This window comes from Streptomyces sp. NPDC048671 (assembly GCF_055587045.1).
In genome coordinates, this window is record NZ_JBVJHB010000003.1 from 91406 (window position 1) to 112000 (window position 20595).

At 70.6% G+C, this 20595-nt stretch carries 21 protein-coding genes; 5 read left to right on the forward strand and 16 right to left on the reverse strand.

The features are described from left to right. Positions 1-14 precede the first annotated feature (14 nt). The 5 genes from ACZ6S6_RS07325 to ACZ6S6_RS07345 are packed head-to-tail and all read right to left on the reverse strand — an operon-like array spanning position 15 to position 5256. Positions 15-1097: an aminotransferase class IV gene (locus tag ACZ6S6_RS07325; RefSeq protein WP_362958016.1), complete on the reverse strand. Its 1083-nt coding sequence runs from the start codon at positions 1095-1097 to the stop codon at positions 15-17. Continuing rightward, positions 1094-2347, reverse strand: a complete 1254-nt coding sequence (locus ACZ6S6_RS07330; RefSeq protein WP_362958013.1) for an ATP-grasp domain-containing protein — start codon at positions 2345-2347, stop codon at positions 1094-1096. The genes ACZ6S6_RS07325 and ACZ6S6_RS07330 overlap by 4 nt, the downstream gene beginning before the upstream one ends. After that, on the reverse strand, positions 2341-2946 hold the full coding sequence (locus ACZ6S6_RS07335; RefSeq protein ID WP_469704300.1) for a bacilysin biosynthesis protein BacA: 606 nt from the start codon (positions 2944-2946) through the stop codon (positions 2341-2343). Before ACZ6S6_RS07335 ends, ACZ6S6_RS07330 begins: the two co-directional genes overlap by 7 nt. Continuing rightward, a complete protein-coding gene (locus ACZ6S6_RS07340; protein WP_469704301.1) occupies positions 2943-4040 on the reverse strand; it encodes a branched-chain amino acid aminotransferase in 1098 nt (365 codons plus the stop codon). Before ACZ6S6_RS07340 ends, ACZ6S6_RS07335 begins: the two co-directional genes overlap by 4 nt. Continuing rightward, positions 4033-5256, reverse strand: a complete 1224-nt coding sequence (locus ACZ6S6_RS07345; RefSeq protein WP_469704302.1) for a DUF6421 family protein — start codon at positions 5254-5256, stop codon at positions 4033-4035. The genes ACZ6S6_RS07340 and ACZ6S6_RS07345 overlap by 8 nt, the downstream gene beginning before the upstream one ends. A gap of 579 nt (positions 5257-5835) precedes the next feature. On the opposite strand from ACZ6S6_RS07345, the gene ACZ6S6_RS07350 reads away from it, so the two are divergent. Together ACZ6S6_RS07350 and ACZ6S6_RS07355 are read left to right on the forward strand one after the other, a co-directional pair. After that, positions 5836-7107, forward strand: a complete 1272-nt coding sequence (locus ACZ6S6_RS07350) for an MFS transporter (protein WP_469704303.1) — start codon at positions 5836-5838, stop codon at positions 7105-7107. Next, positions 7046-8290 carry an ATP-grasp domain-containing protein gene (locus tag ACZ6S6_RS07355; protein WP_469704304.1) on the forward strand — a complete coding sequence of 415 codons (1245 nt, stop codon included), beginning with the start codon at positions 7046-7048 and terminating at the stop codon, positions 8288-8290. Before ACZ6S6_RS07350 ends, ACZ6S6_RS07355 begins: the two co-directional genes overlap by 62 nt. Before the next feature lie 176 nt (positions 8291-8466). Here the strand turns inward: ACZ6S6_RS07355 and murJ are convergent, their stop codons facing one another. From murJ to ACZ6S6_RS07385, 6 genes are all read right to left on the reverse strand, one after another. Continuing rightward, on the reverse strand, positions 8467-10155 hold the full coding sequence (gene murJ, locus ACZ6S6_RS07360) for a murein biosynthesis integral membrane protein MurJ (RefSeq protein WP_469704305.1): 1689 nt from the start codon (positions 10153-10155) through the stop codon (positions 8467-8469). A 488-nt stretch (positions 10156-10643) separates the two neighbouring features. Continuing rightward, positions 10644-11516 carry an amino acid ABC transporter permease gene (locus ACZ6S6_RS07365; protein WP_362957994.1) on the reverse strand — a complete coding sequence of 291 codons (873 nt, stop codon included), beginning with the start codon at positions 11514-11516 and terminating at the stop codon, positions 10644-10646. After that, complete coding sequence (locus tag ACZ6S6_RS07370) at positions 11513-12157, reverse strand: amino acid ABC transporter permease (protein WP_362957991.1); 645 nt, start codon at positions 12155-12157, stop codon at positions 11513-11515. The genes ACZ6S6_RS07365 and ACZ6S6_RS07370 overlap by 4 nt, the downstream gene beginning before the upstream one ends. A gap of 16 nt (positions 12158-12173) precedes the next feature. Next, positions 12174-13085 (reverse strand): glutamate ABC transporter substrate-binding protein, encoded by a 912-nt coding sequence (locus tag ACZ6S6_RS07375; protein WP_469704306.1) that lies wholly within the window; start codon positions 13083-13085, stop codon positions 12174-12176. Between the two features lie 14 nt (positions 13086-13099). Then, on the reverse strand, positions 13100-13843 hold the full coding sequence (locus tag ACZ6S6_RS07380) for an amino acid ABC transporter ATP-binding protein (protein ID WP_469704307.1): 744 nt from the start codon (positions 13841-13843) through the stop codon (positions 13100-13102). 156 nt (positions 13844-13999) lie between these two features. After that, a complete protein-coding gene (locus ACZ6S6_RS07385) occupies positions 14000-14440 on the reverse strand; it encodes a DUF6278 family protein (protein ID WP_362957982.1) in 441 nt (146 codons plus the stop codon). A gap of 470 nt (positions 14441-14910) precedes the next feature. On the opposite strand from ACZ6S6_RS07385, the gene ACZ6S6_RS07390 reads away from it, so the two are divergent. Next, positions 14911-16125, forward strand: a complete 1215-nt coding sequence (locus ACZ6S6_RS07390; RefSeq protein WP_469704308.1) for a Cmx/CmrA family chloramphenicol efflux MFS transporter — start codon at positions 14911-14913, stop codon at positions 16123-16125. After that, positions 16118-16387, forward strand: a complete 270-nt coding sequence (locus ACZ6S6_RS07395; RefSeq protein ID WP_469704309.1) for a glutaredoxin domain-containing protein — start codon at positions 16118-16120, stop codon at positions 16385-16387. Before ACZ6S6_RS07390 ends, ACZ6S6_RS07395 begins: the two co-directional genes overlap by 8 nt. A gap of 13 nt (positions 16388-16400) precedes the next feature. Here ACZ6S6_RS07395 and ACZ6S6_RS07400 read toward each other — a convergent pair whose 3' ends face one another. The 4 genes from ACZ6S6_RS07400 to ACZ6S6_RS07415 form a co-directional block, all read right to left on the reverse strand. Beyond that, positions 16401-17180: an exodeoxyribonuclease III gene (locus ACZ6S6_RS07400; RefSeq protein WP_362957973.1), complete on the reverse strand. Its 780-nt coding sequence runs from the start codon at positions 17178-17180 to the stop codon at positions 16401-16403. Positions 17181-17228: 48 nt separating this feature from the next. After that, positions 17229-17882, reverse strand: coding sequence for an MBL fold metallo-hydrolase (locus ACZ6S6_RS07405; protein WP_469704505.1), 654 nt, complete (start codon positions 17880-17882; stop codon positions 17229-17231). A 22-nt stretch (positions 17883-17904) separates the two neighbouring features. Then, positions 17905-19182 carry a bifunctional 3-oxoadipate enol-lactonase/4-carboxymuconolactone decarboxylase PcaDC gene (gene pcaDC, locus ACZ6S6_RS07410; RefSeq protein ID WP_469704310.1) on the reverse strand — a complete coding sequence of 426 codons (1278 nt, stop codon included), beginning with the start codon at positions 19180-19182 and terminating at the stop codon, positions 17905-17907. Positions 19183-19296: 114 nt separating this feature from the next. Beyond that, positions 19297-19875 carry a TetR/AcrR family transcriptional regulator gene (locus ACZ6S6_RS07415; RefSeq protein ID WP_362957967.1) on the reverse strand — a complete coding sequence of 193 codons (579 nt, stop codon included), beginning with the start codon at positions 19873-19875 and terminating at the stop codon, positions 19297-19299. 63 nt (positions 19876-19938) lie between these two features. Here ACZ6S6_RS07415 and ACZ6S6_RS07420 point away from each other — a divergent pair, with 63 nt between their 5' ends. Further along, a complete protein-coding gene (locus ACZ6S6_RS07420) occupies positions 19939-20082 on the forward strand; it encodes a hypothetical protein (protein ID WP_469704311.1) in 144 nt (47 codons plus the stop codon). A gap of 124 nt (positions 20083-20206) precedes the next feature. On the opposite strand, the gene ACZ6S6_RS07425 is transcribed toward ACZ6S6_RS07420, so the two are convergent. Further along, positions 20207-20461: a hypothetical protein gene (locus ACZ6S6_RS07425; protein ID WP_362957961.1), complete on the reverse strand. Its 255-nt coding sequence runs from the start codon at positions 20459-20461 to the stop codon at positions 20207-20209. Positions 20462-20595 lie beyond the last annotated feature (134 nt).

Here is a 20595-nt window from a genome sequence, read left to right on the forward strand (position 1 = left end):
GGTTCTCTCCTCCCTCAGGCGTGTACGGGCGCTACTTCGGTGATCCGCCGCATCCAGCCGAACCGGTCGACGGACTCGCCCCGGTGGATGCCGTCCAGCAGGTCCCGGAAACGGGCGGTCACCGGGCCGGCCTCCTGCGACGGGAGCCGGTACTCCTCGCCCTCGTGGCCGAGGGAGACCACCGGCGACACCCCGGCGGCCGTGCCGGTGGCGAAGCACTCGGTGACGGAGCCGTCGGCAACGCCCTTGAGGACCTCGGCGAGTTCCACCGGCCGCTCGACGACGGTGGTCCCCGCGTCCCGGGCGAGCTTCACGACGGAGTCACGGGTGACGCCGGGCAGGACGGTGCGGTCGAGCGCGGGCGTGGTCAGTACGCCGTCGATCACGAAGAACGCGTTCAGCTCGCCGATCTGCTGGACGAAGCGCCTCTGCGGGCCGTCGAGCCACAGCACGTGGTCGTTGCCGTAGTTGTCGGCGATCTCGCCGGGCACCACGCCCGCCGCGAGCCCGCCCGCCGCGTTCACGTCACCGGTGCCGCCGGGCCAGGCCCGCACGTACCCGTCCAGGGTCATGGCCTTCAGCGGCTTCGCCTCCGCGGCTGCCGGCACCGACCCGAGCACGTAGAAGAGGCAGTCGTCCGCGGGCCCGGCGGCCATCGCCGCGCCGTCGGCGGCGAGCACCGCCCGCAGCCGCAGGGAAGCCCCCGCGTCCTGCGGCAGCCAGCCCTCGTCCAGCTCGACCAGCGCCCGGACCGAACTCCACACCCGGTCGAAGTCGACCTGCGGCATCGCGAGCCGGCGGGCACCGTTGTTCAGCCGCTTGATGTGGCTGTCGGGGCGGAACACCGCGAGCGTGCCGTCCGCGAGCCGGTACGCGGCGAACTCGTCGAGGACCGTCTGGCCGGCGAGCACGGCGGCGGCCGTGGGCCGCAGCGCCGGGATGCTGTCCCGGTCCGCCACGGTCAGCCCCCGCCAGCCGCGCCGCTTGCCGGTCCGCATGAAGAACGCGTGGTCGGTGAGGACGGGGCCGGCCGCCCCGTCCGCCTCGGGCCGCGGGCGCGGGGTGGTCGTGGGGGTGACGGTCAGTTCATTGCTCATGCGGGGGCACCTTCCTTGTCCTGGTGGCCGACGCCGTGGACGTCGACCCTCACGTCTGCGAGGACCGAGGCGACGAGGCCCTCGACCCGGTCAAGGTCGCCCTCGAAGTGGATACGGGCGACCCGGTTGCTGAAGATGTCGCCCGGGTCGAGCACCGCCCCCGGTTCCGCCTCCGGCAGGAGGCCGCGGAACTCGGCCGCCTGTGTGAAGGCGTCGATACCGGGGAGCGTTCCGGCGAAGGTGCCGGGCCGGTCGGTGGTGACGAACGCGAGACCCGCGCTCACCGGCGACAGCGCGCCGGGGTCGTGCCGCACCCCGCGCGCGGCGTCTGCCGTGGCGGCGCACAGGTCCACGCCGGGTCCGGCGAGCACCAGTTCGGGGATGTTGTCGCCGGCGAGCCGGGCCCCGACCTCGATCAGGACGGGGCCGCGGTCGCGGACGATCCGGGTCTCGATGTGGAACGGGCCCACCGTGAGGTCGAAGGCGGCCACGACCTCACGGGCGAACCGCTCCAGGACCTCGCCGTGCGGCGACCGTTCCGGCGCGGTGGCGATGTGGCCCATCTCGAAGAAGTCCGGCGGGGCGGAGAGGAACTTGGTGGTGACGCTCGCGACGTGCGGGCCGTCGGCGTCGACCCAGCCGTCGAGGGAGAACTCGGGGCCCTCCACGTACTCCTCGACGAGGGCGGTCCGGCGCGGGTTCGGGTGGAACTTCACGTCCTCGCCGGGGTCGTGCACGGCCGCGCAGGCCCGTGCGTACTCCTCCTGGTCGTGGCAGAGGCTCACCATCAGGCTGCCGCCGCAGTCGACCGGCTTGACCACGACCGGGAACGGCAGCGGACAGGGGCCCGTGTCCCCGGGGCCGACCGTGACCGAGCGCGGGAAGGCGACCGCGCGCTCCTCGCACCGCCGCCGCATGACGTCCTTCTGCCGCACGGCCTCGGCCGCACCCGCGCCGAGCGCGGGCAGCCCGAGGGCCAGGGCCAGTTCGGCGGCCTCCGGTACCGCGTACTCGAAGCCGGCGATGACGCCGGTGGGCGCGGCCCCGGTCTCCGCGACGGCCTTCTCGACCAGGCGGAGCAGCCCGGCCACCCCCGCGTCGGGGTGCCAGTCGACGACGGTCGCGCCGGAGTGCACCTCGGGCGGCAGCAGCTCGGGGAACTGGGTCGGTACGAGGCAGGGGACCCCGGCGGCCACCATCCGGGCGGTCAGCCGGACGCCGGCCGAGAGGGGCTGCACGACGATCAGCATGCGTCTCCGATCCCCGCGCCGCTGCGGGCGCCGTCACCGAGGGTCCGGCCGACGTGCAGAGTGAAGATCATCGGCACCGGGCCGAAGTTCTTGATCAGCCGCAGCCCCCTGGCCGCCGCGGCGGGCCTCGTCGTGACGCAGGCGTCGTACTGCCCGGCCGCGCACTGCGCCGCGGCGAGCGAGTTGCTGCTGGTCAGCGTGACATCGCCGAGTTCGGCCACCAGGCTGCTGGGGGCCGGGTGGCTGACGATCGTGGCCATGGCGGCGTGGTCCGGACGCCCGGCCAGGACCATGTCGTGGGTGTCGAGAATGAAGCTGTCGGCCATCTCCAGGCGGTGCAGGTTCCTGAAGACGAGGTCGTGCAGCCGGGGGTAGACGGCGCAGGCGAGGATGGCCTCGGTGCCGTCGAAAGCCATCGCGTCGAGGCCGTCCTCCACCTCGGTGTGGAGCACCACCTTCCCGGCGACGCCCCGCTCCGTGAGCCAGTGGTGAGCGGCCTTCTCCAGGTTGGTGCCCGTGGGGCCCAGGGTGTGGATCACGGTGACTCCCGACAGGGCGGGCTCCCGGTCGCTCGTCAAGGCCGTGCTGTTGTCGTTCATGCGTGTCGTCCCCCGTTCTCATCGGCCCATGTGATGGTCCGAAGCCAGCCATGCGTGTCGGGCGTACGTCTGTGCTGGACGTCGAGCAGGCTGTTCCGCAGCAGCGCGGTCATCGGGCCCTCCCCTCCGTCGCCGACGGTCATGTCCTCGCCGCCGATACCGAGCCGGTTCACCGGGACGACGACACCGGCCGTGCCACAGGCGAACACCTCGGCCAGCCCTCCGGAGCGCAGGCCGGTGCGGACCGCGTCGATCGTGGTGTGCTCCTGCGCGACCGCGATCCCCCGGTCCTCGGCCAGGGTCAGCAGCGAGTCGCGGGTCAGGCCACGGACGATGGTTCCGTCGCACGGCGGGGTCGTCACCCGTGCCCGCGCCCCGTCACGCCAGACGAGGAAGACGTTCATGGTGCTGAGCTCCTCGATCCGGCTCCGTTCCAGCCCGTCGAGCCACAGCACCTCGTCGTACCCGGCGGCCTGCGCCTCGGTACGGGTGAGGAGGCCGGCGGCGTAGTTCCCTGCGCACTTGGACTCGCCGGTGCCGCCGCGTACCGCCCGCACGGTTTCGGTCGATGTGGTGACCGACAGCGGACGGAAGCCGGCCCCGAAACACGGGTCCGCGGGGTAGGCCAGGATCACGCACCGGTAGCGCTTCGACGGCCGGAGCCCCAGGTCCGGCTCGGTGGCGATGAGCAGCGGCCGCAGATAGAGGCTCTGGCCGTAGCCGCCCGGCACCCATCGCTCGTCGGCCGCGACCAGCGCGGCACATGCCCGGGAGAACAGCGTGGCGGGCATTTCGGCCATCGCGAGCCGTGCGGCGGACCGGGCCAGGCGCCGCCCATGGTCCTCGGGCCGGAACAGGTGCACCGATCCGTCCGCGGAACGGAATGCCTTCAGTCCCTCGAACACCGCCTGCCCGTAGTGGAGTCCGAGCGTGGCCGGGTCCATCACCAGGTCGGCCCAGGGCTCGACGCGCGGCTCGGACCAGCCTGCCTCGGCATCCCAGTCGACAACGGCGGTGTGCCCGGTGGAGTAGCGGCAGAAGCCCGGGTCCTTGAGGATCGCTTCGAGCTCCCCGGCGCCGCGCGGCTCAGACATGGACCTCGGAGCCCCATAGGCCGAGCGGCGCGAGGGGGCCGCCGTAGCGGTCGGGCTTGGCCTCCGGGCGGCGAAGCAGCGTCCCGAAGAGGAAGTCCACGGCATCGGACCGGTAGACGGCGTCGTCCCGCGTGGCCTCGATCTCCTCGATCAGACGCACGAGTTCACGTACCGACTCGACGATGCGGGCCTTCGTTCCGAGGACGCTGCGCCCCTGGTCGTCCTGGGTGAACAGCCCCTGCGAGGCGAGCCAGGTGCCCAGTGCGAAGCCGGTGCCGGCGTCGAAGTTGCGTAGCGGCTCGGGCTGCGCCGGGTAGCGCAACAGCCGCTCCAGCAGGATGTACTCGAACACGATCTCGCCGTACGGCACTTCCTCCTCGAAGCAGGCGATCGCCGACTTCATGTCGACCTTGAGCTCCTCCAGGAGCCCCGGCCGCCAGGTCGTCTTGATCGCCAGGTGCTGGTCGAGGGGGCGCGGGCCGGTGTGGTGGAAGTAGTCGTGCATGTACCCCCAGACACAGCGCGCCTGGTAGGTGTCCTCCGGGTCCACGTCCGCGGAGACGAGCTCGTCCTCGCCCGCGAACGGCGAACCGGGCCCGCACAGGCGCTCCGTGATCGCCAGGGTGTGGGCGTATATCTCGGTGTGCCGGTTGAAGAAGAACCACGCGAAATTCTGGTCCGTGCAGCGCGTGGCGGCCGGGATGTTCTCGGGGAAGAAGACCACGCAGTTGCCCTCCCGCAGGCCGCGGGAGGCGGACAGCAGCCGGGTCGACTGGAAGACGGCCTTGGGGTGCGGGTAGGCGGCCTGGAGCAGAGAGGTGCTGTCCGGGTCCTGGCGGATCACCGAGAACGCCTCGATGTGGACATCGTGCCGGTCGCTGTTGGGAAGGGTCACGGGCCCCACGAAGGCGGCGGCCTCACCGTCCTCGGGCGCGGGCACCGCGTCCCGGGTGCTGTCGAAGTGCGGCACACCCTCGCAGCCCGCTTCCTGCCAGAGCCTCAAGTCCTTGCAGGTGGCGGCTATCTGACGCTCCGACATCAGCCCCCGCAGACCCTCGACAGCGGCACGGACGGCGTCGACCGCGAAACGTATCTCCTCGTCGGAGCCGGCCGGTGAGCCACCGCGGGGCTCGCTCCGCAGCTGCCGGAGACGGCCCACCGCGGGGATGACGTTCTGCTCGAACTCCAGAAGTTTGGCAACACTAAGCGGCCCCACAACACCCCCATGCAAGTGGCCCGGATGAACACTTCCCAGCGGAACACGCCTTGCCAGCGCCTCACTTGAAGTATTCGACCTGGAAGTTAGCTCCCGACTCTCCGGCAGGCAAGGGGTGTTCAGATGTTGACACGTAACACCCGCCTCCTCGCGACCCGCACCTGCCAGGAAGAGGCGCAGGTCCCGGATGCGCCGAATCCTGGGGAAGACCGGGGCGAGCCGTATATTCTGGCGCCACCTCGCGAGCGAGCGTCATGAGACCTACACCAGCAACCCGGTCGACACGCCATCCGTCAGCCGCCCCGCGCCCGCACTCCCAGCCCGCTCCACCCACAGATCGTCGAGCCCGAACAGCCGACTCATGACCGCTGGGCGTGCGAACGGGCGCGTTCGCCACCGTCGGGTATGGTCACCTTCGCCTCTTCGGCCGATCATGAACATCGATAACCCGTTCATCGAACTTGGTGACATGAAATATGGGGGAGCATGAGCCACGAAGAGAGGGAGAGCACGACCGAGGCCCCCGGAGGGGGCAGGGAACTCGGCGGCGGCGATGCGGGAATACCGAAACACGCCAATATGCCGACCCCTCAGGTGGCGCGTTTCGTGGCCGGACGCGGACTGGCCGCGCTCGGCGACCAATTCCTTCTGTTCGCCATTCCACTGCTCGCCTACAAATTAACGGGCAGTGCGTCGCAAACCGGCCTGATCTTCCTTGTCGAATGGCTTCCCCGTGTGGTCTTCCTGCCCGTGGCCGGGGTGTTCGCGGACCGAATACGCAGCTACGTCCTGTACATAGGATCGGACGTCGTCCGCTCCGGGCTGGCACTGACCGCGTTCGCCCTGATGTTCCTGCTGCCCGACGGGAAGTTCTTCACGCTGTGCGTGCTGGCCGCCGGCATGTCAGTGGCCGGCGCGCAGTCGTACGTCGCCCTTGAGGCCACGCTCCCCCGGTTCGTTCCCATGGACCAGATGGTCCGGGCGCAGTCCATCATCCAGGGGACGGAGCAGACCAGCGAGGTGGTGGGCCCGGTGCTCGCCGCGCTGCTCGCCGCCGCACTGCCGACCACCAGCCTGCTCGCGGTGATCGGTGTGGTGTACGGGCTGACCACGCTCAACACCCTGTCCCTGCGCCACTCGCTCCGGGTCGAGGCACTCGCCGGGGACACCGCCGAACGCACCACGGTCCGTTCGGTGATCACCGGCATAGGCGAGGGCGTGAGGACCCTGCTCAAGCTGCCCGCGATCCTGGGTCTGGTCGGACTGACCATGACGGTCAATCTCATGGTCGGTGTCGGCATGGCCACCAGCGCCGCCACCACCGTGGGCGTCTTCCACCAACCGGACAAGTACTACGCGGCGTTGAGTGCCGGAGCCGGCATCGTCGGCATCCTGACGTTCTTCGTCGTCCCGAGCCTGACGAAGCGGCTGAATCCTTTCGCCGCCCTGATGACGTCCTACTCCCTGATCTGCCTGGGCGGCATCGGAGTCGGCCTGGCGAACACCTTCACTCAGTACGCGGTGAGCTACGCGGTCCTGCTCGGGATCGTCGGATTCTTCAATGTCGTCATACGCACGGAGCGGGTCAGAAGAATTCCGCGCGAGCACTTCGCGAAAACGATCGCCATCATCATTCTCCTGAATCAGCTGTCACTGCCGGCAGCCGGACTCCTGGTGACCCTCTTCACTACGTCCTTCAGCGCCCAGAGCATTGTTCTGGGTTCCGTCATCGGCTCCGTCTGCGCCGTCGTCCTACTCATACCGCTTCTCGCCCGTCTGAGGAACTATCATGCGCATCCTGATCCTGCACCGAGTCACGGACAAAATGATCCGGCACGCGAACGGAATTGACCACGCGGCACACGACGTCACCTACGTCGGCCCTGCGGACCGGCTGGCCACCCTTCCGTCCGACCTCCGCTGCACGCGCATCGAGCGTCCCGACACCGGCGACCTCACGGAGGAGGTGCTGGCCGCCGTCTCCGGGCTCCCCGCCTTCGACATGGTGCTCGCGCTCTCCGAGTTCGACCTCATCGCCGGCGCCCGGGTGCGGGCGGCCCTCGGCGTGCCCGGCGACCGGGAGGAGGACATCCGGCCCTGGCGCGACAAGGTGGTCATGAAGTCCGCGGTCGCCGCGGCGGGTCTGCGGGTACCCCGGTTCCTGTCCCTGACCGAAGCGCTCGGTGCCGGGCCCGGTGGGCTGCCCTGGTCGGGCGAGACGGTGCTCAAGCCGCTGGACGGCGCGGCGAGCCTGAACGTCCACATCTACCCGACGGCGGACGCGGCCCTGGCGGCGGTCCGCGAGGCCGGAGTGCCCGAAGGCGCCGAGCAGGACGGCTTCGAGGTCGAGGAGTTCGTCACCGGACCCATCATCCACGTGGACGGCATGCTGATCGACGGCAAGCCCATGGCGATCCAGGCCAGCCGCTACGTCGGCACCTGCCTGGGATACGCGCAGGGAACGCCGCTCGGCTCGGTGCAGATCGAGCTGACCCCGGAGCTGAGCCGCTGGACCGCGGAGTGCCTTGCCGCCGTCTCCATCACCACCAGCCTCTTCCACCTCGAAGGCATCGAGACCCCGGACGGGCTGGTGTTCCTGGAGGTCGGCGCCCGCTTCGGCGGCGCCGACGTGGTGGACACCTTCGAGCTCGCCACCGGGGTGCACCTGCCCTCCCGCTACCTGCAGTTGGTCACCGGTGGTGCGGACGCCGAGAACCTGTCCTGGTCCCAGGGCGACGGGTCCCGCTACGGCTGGTTCACGTGGCCGAGCCACAAGCTCGGCGCCGAGTACTGCCGGATCGAGGGCGAAGCGGCGTTCCGCGAGAGCCCGCTCGTCCACCGGTGGAGCCAGCGCTCCGAGGACGAGCCGATCAAGACGGTGCTCAGCTACGCGGACACCGACATCCCACTGGCCGGAGTCGTCGGCCCCGGCGACTCGGCCGAGCTCGACCGATTCCTCCGTGACGCCTTCTCTTCCATACGTGTCGAACCCGTCACGCCCGAGAAGGCCGCCGGTACGGAGCCGGCCGGCTGACCGTACGCGCCGAGACCCTGTGACCGAGTGACGTTCTCCGAGCGCCACAGCTCATCACGGCCGGCTGACGCACATCATCGAGGCCGCCCCGCTCCAGTCCGTTCGGGGCGGCCCCGATGTCGCGGACGGCGCCACCCGCACCCGTCCGCGCGGACCGGACCGGCCGTGAGCGGCGCTCAGCTCCGCCGCAGCCGGCTCCGGACGGCCGCCAGCGCGGTGCTGACCTCGGTCAGCCGCAGCGGACGGGCCAGCGCCGCCACCACCAGGACGAGGACCGCCATCCCCGCGGCCGCCGCGCCGAAGTCCCCGAGCCCGGACCCATCCGTGTCCACGGCGCGGGCCGCCGCGTAGGCCAGCAGCCCCGCGGGCACACAGGCGGCCACGAGGCGCGCGTGCGCCCGCACTCCGGGCGAGCGCACCAGCGAGGGCCGTTCCGCGCCGCTTCCGGAGACCCTTCGGTGCAGTACGTACGCGGTGACGGCGAAGCCGGCGAACAGCGCGACGGAGTACGCCCCGGCCATCCCCGTGACCGCCCAGCGCGCGGGCAGCAGCAGATAAGCGGCGACCACGAGGCCGGCGTTGAGCGCCGCGATGACCAGGTTCAGGAAGAACGGCGTACGGGTGTCGCTCATCGCGTAGAACCCGCGGGAGAGCACGTACTGCCCGGAGTAGGCGATGAGCCCCGGTGCGAAGGCCGCCATCATGCCCGCCATCACGGTGATGTCCGCCGGGCCGGTCCGTCCGTAGCCGAACACCGCTCCCATCACCCACGGCGCGAGCGCGAGCAGCGCGGCGGCGGCCGGGATCACCACCGCTGCCGAGGTCCGCAGCGCGTACGAGACGTCCCGCCGCACCCCGGCCAGATCGCCGTCGGCCGCCGCCCTGCTCATCCGCGGCATCAGCGCCGTGACGAGGCTGACGGTCACGATGCCCTGCGGCACCACCCACAGCTGGAAGGCGTAGCTGTACGCGGTGTAGCCCGCGCCGCCCGCCACGCCCTGGTCCGCGGCGTGCTGGCCGCTCGCGGTGGAGAGCCGGGTCACCACCCAGTAGGCGGCCTGGTTGGTCAGCACGAGCATGACGAGCCAGCCGGCCGCGCGCAGCGGCCGGGTGAGACCGCTGCCGCGCCAGTCGAACCGCGGCCGCCAGCGGAACTTCGCGGCGCGCAGGGCGGGTACGAGTGCCAGGGTCTGCACGGCGATCCCGGCCGTGGTCCCCCAGCCGAGCACCTGGGCCTGTGCGGAGGTCAGACTGCCGTCCGAGCCCGCCGCGGTCCAGAGGTAGAGCCCGAACACGGCGATGATCACGACGTTGTTGAGGACCGGGGTCCACATCATCGCCCCGAACCTGTTACGGGCGTTGAGTACTTGCCCGAGGAGGGTGAAGAGCCCGTAGAAGAGGATCTGGGGCAGGCAGTAGCGGGCCAGGGCGATGGTGAGTTCGGCCTGGTCCCCGTCGTAGGTGGGGGCGTACAGGGAGATGATCAGCGGGGCGCCGGCGACGGCGAGCGCGGTGAGGACGAGGAGCCCGGCCGTGCAGAGGGTGAGGAGGCGGTCGGTGTAGGCGGCCCCGCCGTCGGTGTGTTCCTTGGCGACCCGGACCAGTTCGGGGACGAAGACGGCGTTCAGGGCGCCGCCGATCAGCAGCATGTACAGGATGTTGGGCAGGGTGTTGGCGACCGTGTAGCCGTCGGCCCGCAGTCCGGTGCCGAGCGCGGCGACGACGACCGCCGAGCGTATGAATCCCGTGGCCCGCGAGACGACGGACCCGGCGGCCATGACGGCGCCGCTGCGCAGCACCGAGCCCGAGCCGGGCTGTTCGTGCTCCTGCGTGGCGACCCCGGTGGCCGCGTCCGCGGCCGTCACCGGCGCGCCATGCGGGCCCGGAACGTCCGGTACAGGGTGTGGCCGGCCGCTCCGCGCACCGATGTCTCCCACTCTCCGAGGGTCTGCACGACCTCCCCGCCGGTGCCGGCTTGTGGCGCGGCGGTGCGAGGGGGTGGCCGTCGGGATCGAAGGGGGGAGAATACCGGACGCGGGGAGCCCGGCCTCTCACCGGTGTGCACGAGGGGCCGTGGACCGGCGGTGCGTTCCGGGCGGACGCCGGGCCGGCCGTTCCGCGTGGGCCCGGAGATCTTCCTCCGGCTCCCACGGCGTCCCGGCCGGTCACCGACGTGCCCTGATGGCCGACACCGTCGGCCCGTTGCGCACCGAGCACAGCCCGGCCGGCTCACAGCTGACCTTCCCCTCGCCGGCGCGGACCGTCGTGCGGTCCGTGCCGTTGCACGAGAAGTGATCACCGGCTGCTGCCGGGCGGGCACCGCTCCCGGGTACCGCCTCTCGGCGGTTCCCGGCTACTGCGCTCCCGGCAGGAGCGTTCCTGGACCGGCCGGTGCGACGTCCACCGCCTCCGTCCTCGGATTGCGCCGCTGCCGCTTGGCCACCCAGGTGGCGAACCAGGAGAGCAGCATGCACATCCCGATGTAGATCGGCGAGATCACCATCACTACAGGGATGAAGGGAAGATCGTAGTCGAGGTTGGAGGCGATGAGCTTCCCGGCATGAAGGAATTCCTCGTACGTGATCAGATAGCCGAGTGAGGTGTCCTTCAGCGCCACCACCAGCTGGCTGATGATGGTGGGCAGCATCGCGCGCACCGCCTGCGGGGCCAGGACGAACGCCGTGACCTGCGTCTTGCGCAGGCCGAGGGCGAACGCCGCCTCGTGCTGGCCGCGTTCCACCGAGTTGATGCCGGTACGGAACACCTCGGCGAGCACCGAGCCGTTGTACAGCGTCAGCCCGGCGACCAGGGCCGGCAGCGGCTGCGCCTTCAGCGCGACGAAGACGAAGAAGATCATCACCAGTACGGGCATGGCACGGAAGAACTCGACGACGACCGTGGCGGCCCAGCGCACCGGCCGGTGGTCGGAGAGCCGCCCGACGGCGAGGACGGCCCCGAGGACCAGCGAGAGCACCGCGGCGAACGCGAACGCCTTCAGGGTGTTGCCGAGGCCGCGCAGCAGCAGCTCCTGGATGCCCTTGTACTCGAAGGGCGACCACTTGGCGGCGGTGAACTGGTCGGTGTCGAAGAGCAGGTAGATGACCCAGCCGACCAGGGCGAGGATCAGGGCCGTCGAGACGACTCCGTAGACGCGATGCCGTCTGCGGGTCAGCGGTCCGGGGATGTCGTAGAGCGCGGTGGCGGAGGGCACGGAGTGGGTGGTCATCGGGCGACCCCCCAGCGCTTCTCCATCACGTTGAACACCACGCTGATCGACAGCGTGATGATCAGGTAGCCGACGGCGATCCAGACGAAGGTCCAGATGATGCTGAATCCCAGCTCGTTGAGGGTCTTGTAGGTGCCGAGCAGCTCGGTGACGCTGAACGCGCCGGCGATCGCCGAGTTCTTGGCCAGCGCGATGAGCGTCGAGCCGATCGGCGGGATCACCGAGCGGAACGCCTGCGGGAGCACCACGTTGCCGAGCGTCTGCCCGAATGTCATGCCGAGGCTGCGTGCCGCCTCGCCCTGGCCCTTGGGCACGGTGTTGATCCCGGAGCGCAGCACCTCGCAGATGAACGCGGAGGTGTAGCAGCCGAGTGCGAGGACCGCGAAGACCTTGAACGGGAGCACCAGGCCGAAGCGTGGCAGGCCGAGCAGTACGGCGAAGAAGAGCAGGGTCAGCGGGGTGTTGCGCAGCACCGTGACCCAGACCGTGCCGAGCACCCGGAACGAGCCGACGGGCGCCACCCGGCAGGAGGCCATCACGAAGCCGAGGACCATCGCCAGGATCGAGGCGTAGACGGTGAGTTCGAGGGTGCCGAGGAAGCCCTTGCCGTAGAGCGAGAAGTTCTCGGTGAGTACGTCCATGGTTCTGGTCGTCCTCTCAGGTCGCCGGGTAGCGGTCGATGGGCGGCGGCTTCGGTGCGGGCGCCCCGGAGAGTCCGAGCGTGGCCTCGAAGGCCTTCTTCCAGTTGCCGTTCTTCTCGTCGGCCTCCAGCGCGTCGTCCAGCGCGAGGCGCAGGGCTTTGTCGCCGCGCGGGACGCCGATGCCGTAGGGCTCCTCGGAGAACGGTTTGCCGACGACCTTCATCTCGTCGGGCGCCTTGGCCGCGAAGCCCAGCAGGATCGCGTCGTCGGTGGTGACGACGTCGACCTGGTAGGTCAGCAGGTTGTCGACACAGATGGAGTAGGTGTCGTAGGAGACCAGGTCGGCCTTCGGGTAGTCGGCGGCGATCCGCTGGTACGGGGTGGAACCCGCCGCCGAGCAGACCGTCTTGCCCGCCAGGTCCTGCGGGCCGTGGATGTCGTTCTCGTCGGTGCGGACCAGCAGCCCCTGCCCGGCCATGTAGTAGGGGCCGGCGAATCCGACGAGCTTCTTGCGCATGTCGTTGATCGTGTAGGTGCCGACGTAGTAGTCGATCTGCCCGTTCTGCAGCGCCGTCTCGCGGTTGGCCGAGGCGATCGTCTTGAACCGGATCGTCTTCGGGTCGAAGCCCAGCGAGGCCGACATCATCCGGGCGATCTCGATGTCGAAGCCGGAGTAGACCCCGGTGGCCGGGTCCTTCTCGCCCAGGTAGGGCTGGTCCTCCTTGGCGCCCACCCGCAGGTATCCGCGCTTCTTCGCCTTCGTCCAGGTGCTGGAGCCGGGCAGCCGGAAGCCGGTGTCGACCTGGTAGACGGGCAGCGCCCCGGCCTTAGGCCCCTTCACCGGCGGGCTGCCGTTCTTCCCGCAGCCGGCGGCGAGGAGGGCCAGCAGGAGGACGGCACAGGCGGCCAGTACTTTTCTCGTACGCAACACAGGGCCTCCCGTCAGTGCTTGAGGATCTTGGACAGGAAGTCCTTGGCGCGGTCGCTCTCCGGCGCGGTGAAGAAGTCCTCCGGGGTGCGGTCCTCGATGATGCGGCCGTCGGCCATGAAGACGACCCGGTTGGCGGCGGACCGGGCGAAGCCCATCTCGTGCGTGACGACGACCATCGTCATGCCCTCCTGGGCGAGTTGCCGCATCACTTCCAGCACCTCGTTGATCATCTCCGGGTCGAGCGCCGAGGTGGGCTCGTCGAAGAGGAGCGCCTTGGGGTCCATGGCGAGGGCGCGGGCGATGGCCACGCGCTGCTGCTGGCCGCCGGAGAGCTGGGCGGGGAACTTGTCGGCCTGCGAGGCGAGTCCCACCCGTTCCAGCAGTTCGCGGGAGCGCTGGTCGGCCTCGTCCTTCTTCCGCTTGCGGACCTTGAGCTGAGCGAGCGAGACGTTCGCCAGGACGGTCTTGTGGGCGAACAGGTTGAACGACTGGAAGACCATGCCGACTTCGGCCCTCAGCTGGGCGAGCCCCTTGCCCTCCTCGGGAAGGGGCCTGCCGTCGAGCGTGATGTGGCCCGACTCGATCGTTTCGAGCCGGTTGATGGTCCGGCAGAGGGTTGACTTGCCCGAGCCGGAGGGGCCGATGACCACCACCACCTCCCCGCGGCCGACGGTGAGATTGATGTCCTGCAGTACGTGCAACTTTCCGTAGAACTTATTGACGTCACGCAGCTCGATCAACGGATCGACGGCCATACGCTGCCCTACCCACTTATCGCTTGGTCGAGGTCAGCGCAAACTATCCATCCCGGCAAGGGACTTCACACCCGACACGCGTAAATGGGGCATAAGGCGTTTTATCGCGCCGCAGCGCGGAACGGTGCGGGGACCGTCCCGGTCCGCACCGCCGCCTCAGCCCTCGGCCGACTCCGAGTAGAGCTGGGACAGCTCCGGGGTGCCCGACATCGCCCAGCTCAGACCGGCCTCGACCACATCGATCTCGCGTCCTGAGGCGAGCCGCACCACGGGCTGGCCGCTCGGCCAGATGTGCCAGAGCGCACCGGGAACGTTGCGCACCAGGACCGTGCCCAGGTACAGCCCGGCGTCATTGCCCAGCCAGGGCAGCTCCTCCGGGTCGTCGCGCCAGCGCGGCGGCAGCTGGTCGAGTGCCGCCAACGAGGCAGGGGTGTCGTCCAGTTCGAGCCCTCTCTCCCCGGCCCGGACGCGGAGCAGGTCACATTCGGCGAGCAGTTGGGCCACGCCTTCCGGATCGGCGTCGACAGCGGCGGCGAGCCCCGCCTCCCGCGTACCGTCGTGACGCTTACGCCAGTTGTCCAAGAAAGGGATGTTCATACCGCTCAGGGTCGCATCCCGGCCCGGCTCCGCACCACAGGACGCGCGGTCTGCCGTTCGAGCGCTGAACACCTGACGTACCTCGTGTGTTCACCCGGCCATGTCCGGCAGCCTCGGGGCGGGCCCGGAAAAGGGGTGGTGACATCCCGTCGCGCACTGATAGCTTCGCGATCATGTGCAGCCCCGAGTCGGACAGAAGCTAGCCACCGGTCCCCCGGTGGCTTCCGGACCGGCCGGACCATGTCCGCCCCGGTCACGCACGGCTGCCACCCCGGACCCATGCGGTTGCGGGTTGCGCTTCGGCGTACGTACCGGGGTGAGAATCCCCCGGCGGTCACGGCTCCGCCGATGTGCCGTGTCACGGCCACGATCACGGTGACCGTTGCGCCGCGTTGCCGCTCGTTGACGCGAGCGGGTGCGGCCCGCATCCCCAACCGGTTCTGTCCATCAGCCGTCCATGGGGTTCCTTCATGCCATTTTCCGTTTACGCGCTCGGGCTCGCCGTCTTCGCCCAGGGCACTTCCGAGTTCATGCTCTCCGGCCTGCTGTCGGGCATCTCCGACGACCTGCGTGTCTCCATCCCCGCCGCAGCCCTGCTGACCTCGGCGTTCGCCGTCGGGATCGTGATCGGGGCGCCGCTGATGGCGCTCCTGGGGCGCAACTGGCCCCGCCGGCGGGCCCTGTTGTTCTTCCTCGGTGTCTTCGCGGCCGTCCATGTCGTCGGCGCGGTCACCTCCAGCTACGGTCTGCTGCTCGCGACACGGGTCGTCGGAGCGCTGGCGAACGCCGGCTTCTGGGCGGTCGCCCTGGTGACCGCGGTCGCCCTGGCCGGGCCGGGGGCGCGGGCCCGCGCGACTTCCGTGGTGGTCGGGGGTGTCACCGTCGCCTGTGTGGCGGGGGTCCCCGCCGGGGCGTGGCTGGGCGCCCAGTGGGGGTGGCGGGCGGCCTTCTGGGCCGTCGCCCTCGTCTCGCTGCCGGCGATCGCCGTGATCGCGGCGGCGATTCCGGCGGGGCGGCCCCCGTCCGCGCTGCCGAGCGCACGCGCCGAACTGCGGAGCCTGGCGGGGCGCGGGCTGCAGCTGACGCTGCTGACGAGCGCGCTCGTGCAGGGCGCGACCTTCTGCGCGTTCTCGTATCTCGAACCGATCGCCACCCATGTCACCGGGTTCGGCTCCGCGTGGGTGCCCGCCCTGCTCGCCCTGTTCGGGGTCGGCTCGTTCATCGGGGTCACCGTCTGCGGCCGGATCATCGACTCCCGGCCGGTCGCGCTGACGGCCGCCGGTCTGGTGTCGCTCGCCGTCGGCTGGGCGCTGTTCGCGTGGACGGCGGGGAGCCCCGTGGCGGTGTTCGTGCTCGTTTTCGTCCAGGGGATGCTGGCGTTCGGCACCGGCACCGCGCTGATCTCGCACGTGTTCCGCCTGGCGGACGGTGCGCCGACCCTGTCGGGTTCGTTCGCCACCGCGTCGTTCAATGTGGGCGGCGCGCTCGGCCCCTGGATCGGCGGGCTCGCGATCGGTGCGGGGTTCGGCTTCCGGGCGCCGCTCTGGGTGAGCGCGCTGCTGATGGTCCTGGCGCTCGGCACCGCCACAGCCGCGCGGGCCTGCCGCCCGGCCCCCGCACCGGTGCCGGCACTAGGATCCGGTGCGGACGCACACACATACGAACAGGGGAGTTCGAGTGGCTGAGGACCGAGCCGGGGTGGTCGTCTACTGGCGGCCGGGCTGCCCGTACTGCATGAATCTCCGGCTGCGGCTGCGGTTCACGAAACTGGAGTACACCGAGGTCAACATCCGGCGGGACCCCGAGGCCGCCGCGTTCGTCCGCTCCGTGGCGGACGGGAACGAGACCGTGCCGACGGTCACCGTGGGCGGTAAGGCCATGGTCAACCCGTCGAAGGGCCAGGTGCTGGAGGCCGTGCGGGCTCAGGCGCCCGGGGCGGGCGCCTGAGCAGGGCCGGCGCTCAGAGGTCGAGGTCGACGACCACCGGGGCGTGGTCGGACGCGCCCTTGCCCTTGCGCTCCTCGCGGTCCACGTAGCTGTCCTTGACGGCGGCGGTGAACGGGGCGTTGCCGTAGACGAGGTCGATGCGCATGCCCTTGTTCTTCGGGAAGCGCAGCTCGCGGTAGTCCCAGAAGGTGTACGGGCGGTCGTACTTCAGGGGGCGCGGCATGACGTCGGCGAGGCCCTCCTCGCGCAGCGCCGCGAGGGCGGCCCGCTCGGCGGGCGTGACATGGGTGGCGCCCTCGAAGAGGGCCGGGTCCCAGACGTCCTCGTCGGCCGGGGCCACGTTGAAGTCGCCGATGACCGCGAACGGCAGCGCCCCCGCGGCGTCCGCGGCGACCGCCGTCCGCAGCGCCTCCAACCAGCGCAGCTTGTACGCGTAGTGCTCGTGCCCGACCTCGCGGCCGTTGGGCACGTACACCGACCAGAGGCGGACGGGGCCGCAGGTCGCACTGATCGCGCGGGGCTCCTGCACGGCGTCGTACTCGGGGCCGCCCGGCAGCCCCGTAACGACGTCGGACAGGCCGGCCCGCGAGATGATCGCCACCCCGTTCCACCGGCCGGTGGCGTTGACCGCGGACTCGTAGCCGAGCTCGCGGAGCGCCTCCGCCGGGAACTGCTCGGCGGTGCACTTGGTCTCCTGGACGCACAGCACGTCCGTGCCGGTGCTCTCCAGCCAGGCGAGCAGCCTCGGCAGTCGGGCGGTGATCGAGTTGACGTTCCAGGTGGCGATGCGCATGTACGTAAACCTAGCGGCTGCCACTGACAGCCGCCGGGGCGCCGTCCCTCACACGGCCGTCGAGTCCCCCGGTGCCAGCCGCCCGTGGTCGGTGCCGCCGAGTCCGCCGATCTGGGTGTCGTAGATCGGGCGGGCGAGATCGGTGAGCAGCGCGTCGTGGATGTCGATGGCGCGGCGCGGCGCGACCTCGCGGACGTAGTCGATGACCTCGGAGATCTTGTTCCACGGAGCCATCACCGGGAGCATCAGGGTGTCGACCGGGCGGTCGGGCACGGTGAGCGCGTCGCCCGGGTGGAAGAGCGAGTCGTCCACCAGGAAGCCGATGTTGGTGATCCTCGGGATGTCCGGGTGGATCACCGCGTGGAGCTCGCCGTGCACCTGGACGTCGAACCCGGCGGCCGTGAAGGTGTCGCCGTGCCCGACGGTGTGGACGCGTCCCGGGAACGCCGCGCCGAGCTGGTCCGCCACGCTGCGCAGGGTCCAGATCTCGGCGGCCGGATTGGCCTCCAGGCCGGCCCGCAGCCGCTCCTCGTTGAAGTGGTCGGGGTGCTCGTGCGTCACCAGGATCGCCTCGGCACCGATCGCGGCGTCCTGCTCCGAGAAGCCGCCCGGGTCGATGACGAGCGTGCGCCCGGCCTTCTCCAGACGGATGCAGGAGTGGGACTTCTTGGTCAGCGTGAGCGCGAACGGCTCGGGGTTCACAGCGTTCATGTGTCCCATCCTGCTACGCGGGCGGTGTCGTCTCCGCCTGAATCACCGACCGCGCGATCGTGAATGCGGCGCCCGCGGCCGGAATGCCGCAGTACACGGCCGTCTGGAGCAGGACCTCCCGGATCTCGGCCGGGGTGAGACCGTTGCGCAGGGCCGCGCTGACGTGCGCGGCCAGTCCCTCCAGATGTCCGGAGGCGACCAGCGCGGTGAGCGTGACGGTGCTGCGCGTGCGCCGGTCCAGCCCCTCCCGGCTCCACACCTCGCCCCAGGCGTAGCGGGTGACGAGCTCCTGGAAGTCGTCGGTGAAGTCGTCGGAGGCGGCCAGGACGCCGTCCACATGGGCGTCCCCGAGCACCTCGCGGCGGATCCTCATGCCCTGCGGGTACGAATCGGCGCGCTCCTGCGAGGGGTCCGCGGGCCGCGTGGTGGCCGCGGTGATCTCCGCGACGGGCAGTACGGGGGCGGAGATCCGCGGGGCGAAGGAGGGCGCCGGGATGGCCGCCTGGGTGTCCTGCCAGGCGGCGGAGAAGTGGGTGAGCAGGAGGTCGGTGACGGCTCCGGGCTGCTCGACCGGGGCCAGGTGGGAGGCGCCCGGGACGAGGGCGAGGCGGGCGTCGGGTATGCCCGCGACCAGGGTGCGGGCGTCGCCGGGGCCGGTGACCTGGTCCTCGGCACCGACCAGGACGAGCGTGGGGACCCCGATCCGGCCCAGTGCCGTACGGATGTCGAAGGCGGCGAGGGCTTCGCAGGCGGCGATGTAGCAGCCCGGGTCGGTGGTGCGGACCATCTGGACGGCCCACTCGACGATGGCGGGCTGGGCGGCGGCGAACCCGGGGGTGAACCACCGCTCCGGAGCGGAGCGGGCCATCGGCTCCAGCCCGTTGGTGCGGACGATCACCCCGCGCTGCCGGAATTCGTCGGCGCTGGCGAAGCGGGCGGAGGAGGCCACCAGGGCCAGCGAGGCCACCCGGTGCGGATGGCGCAGCGCGAGGTCGGCGCCGATCGCACCGCCCAGGGAGCAGCCCGCGTAGCCGAAGCGCTGGACACCGAGGCCGTCGAGGGTGGCGAGCAGCCGGTCGGCGAGTTCACCGACTGCGGTGGCCGGGTGGGCGGGTGCGCCGCCGTGGCCCGGAAGGTCGAAACGGAAGACTCTCCAGTGCTTGATGAGCTCGGATATCTGCCGGTCCCACATGTGCCATGACGTACCGAGGGAGGGGCCGATCACCAGGACGGGGGCGTCTTCCGGTCCGTCGAAGCGGTATTGCAGGGTTTCTGCCGTCGTCTCACTCACCCGTTCAGACTCCCATCTCTCACGACAGTCCCTATGACCGGGGCACGACCGCTCGGCGCTGACAGGCGGCGGCGGGGCGCGGGGCCCCGGCCGCGCGCCCGCCGCAATGGTGTGTCAGACCACGGCGAGCCGGTCCACGAGCAGCTCCACCCTCGGCCCCGTCTCCTGCGGCGGCAGCCGTCCCGCCCGGGTCAGGGTCGCCAGCCCGTGCAGGGACGCCCAGAACACCTCGGTGAACAGCCCCGGGTGGACGCCGTCCCCGGCGACCTCGCCCAGGCTCTCCAGCAGCGCGGCGAAGGCGTCCTTGAGAGGTTCCGGGGTGTCCTCGTCCGCGAACGCCAGGCCGCCGTCGAGCTGGAACATGGCGTCGTAGACCGCCGGGTTGCGTGCGGCGAAGTCGAGGTAGGTGCGGGCGAGGGCGGCGACCCGGGTACGAGGTCCGTCCGCGGCGGAGGTCGCGGCCCGCAGCGCGGCGGCCATCTCGGCGGCGCCTTCGAGGGCGACGGCGCCGATGATCTCGCGCTTGCCGCGGAAGTGGCTGTAGAGGACGGGCTGGCTGTATTCGATGCGCTCGGCGAGCCGACGGGTGGTGACCGCGTCCCAGCCCTGCTGCTCGGCGAGTTCACGGGCTGTCGCCACGATGAGGCGCTCGCGCTCCGCCCGTTCGCGCTCCTTGCGTTCTTGTACCGACATGATTCGATCCTAGCACTGCTAGACAATCAAGCGGCAGCAGCACTAGCGTTGCATCATCATCTAGTGACGCTAGATCCCGGAAGGGTCGTCATGCTCAACGCGCTCCAGGCCTTCACCACCGTGGTCGTCGGCTTGATGGTGGGGGTGGAGTTCCGCGTCGCCGTCATCATCGCCGCCTTCACCCTGCTGGTCGCCGCCCTCGCCTGAGCCCACGGGCCCACCAGCCCGGTCGTCGGCCGCAACCGCCGTCGGACAGCAGGGGCCGGCCCCGGCCGGGGAACGGGCGGGGGCCCGCCCCTCGATGGGACGGGCCCCGCGTGGTGCGAGAGGATCAGCGGGAAACGTACTCGGCGTAGAGGAAGCCCTTCTCGTCCTGCATGTGCTGCTTGTTCTCCTTGGCGTACGTGATGCCGTACGGGCCGCCGAGGTTGAGGAACTCCGCGTTCGAGCGCGAGGCGTCGGTCTGCTGGTAGCCCGCGAGGACCTTGCCGGCCTCCCCGCCGCCGTCGTGGGCTGCGGCCGGGGCGGCGGCTACGAAACCTGCTGCGGCAACCGTGGCCAGGGTGATTGCAATACCTCGAAGCATGGGCACTCCCTCTGCGATACGTCACGAATGGTGCGGGCGGAACCACCATGACCCGGACACGGGACCGACTCGGTCAGGCACGTCGGTCCAGGACGAGGAAGGCACCGAACGGAGCCCCGGATTACTCCGGTCGG

Bases quoted from the DNA above. Each gene is read 5' to 3' on its own strand.
- ACZ6S6_RS07335 (WP_469704300.1), bottom strand. From the start codon at position 2,946: ATGAACGACAACAGCACGGCCTTGACGAGCGACCGGGAGCCCGCCCTG.
- ACZ6S6_RS07415 (WP_362957967.1), bottom strand. From the start codon at position 19,875: ATGTCGGTACAAGAACGCAAGGAGCGCGAACGGGCGGAGCGCGAGCGC.
- ACZ6S6_RS07365 (WP_362957994.1), bottom strand. From the start codon at position 11,516: ATGACCACCCACTCCGTGCCCTCCGCCACCGCGCTCTACGACATCCCC.
- ACZ6S6_RS07425 (WP_362957961.1), bottom strand. From the start codon at position 20,461: ATGCTTCGAGGTATTGCAATCACCCTGGCCACGGTTGCCGCAGCAGGT.
- ACZ6S6_RS07325 (WP_362958016.1), bottom strand. From the start codon at position 1,097: ATGAGCAATGAACTGACCGTCACCCCCACGACCACCCCGCGCCCGCGG.
- ACZ6S6_RS07330 (WP_362958013.1), bottom strand. From the start codon at position 2,347: ATGCTGATCGTCGTGCAGCCCCTCTCGGCCGGCGTCCGGCTGACCGCC.
- ACZ6S6_RS07390 (WP_469704308.1), top strand. From the start codon at position 14,911: ATGCCATTTTCCGTTTACGCGCTCGGGCTCGCCGTCTTCGCCCAGGGC.
- ACZ6S6_RS07355 (WP_469704304.1), top strand. From the start codon at position 7,046: ATGCGCATCCTGATCCTGCACCGAGTCACGGACAAAATGATCCGGCAC.
- ACZ6S6_RS07340 (WP_469704301.1), bottom strand. From the start codon at position 4,040: ATGTCTGAGCCGCGCGGCGCCGGGGAGCTCGAAGCGATCCTCAAGGAC.
- ACZ6S6_RS07380 (WP_469704307.1), bottom strand. From the start codon at position 13,843: ATGGCCGTCGATCCGTTGATCGAGCTGCGTGACGTCAATAAGTTCTAC.
- ACZ6S6_RS07400 (WP_362957973.1), bottom strand. From the start codon at position 17,180: ATGCGCATCGCCACCTGGAACGTCAACTCGATCACCGCCCGACTGCCG.
- ACZ6S6_RS07385 (WP_362957982.1), bottom strand. From the start codon at position 14,440: ATGAACATCCCTTTCTTGGACAACTGGCGTAAGCGTCACGACGGTACG.
- ACZ6S6_RS07370 (WP_362957991.1), bottom strand. From the start codon at position 12,157: ATGGACGTACTCACCGAGAACTTCTCGCTCTACGGCAAGGGCTTCCTC.
- ACZ6S6_RS07350 (WP_469704303.1), top strand. From the start codon at position 5,836: ATGCCGACCCCTCAGGTGGCGCGTTTCGTGGCCGGACGCGGACTGGCC.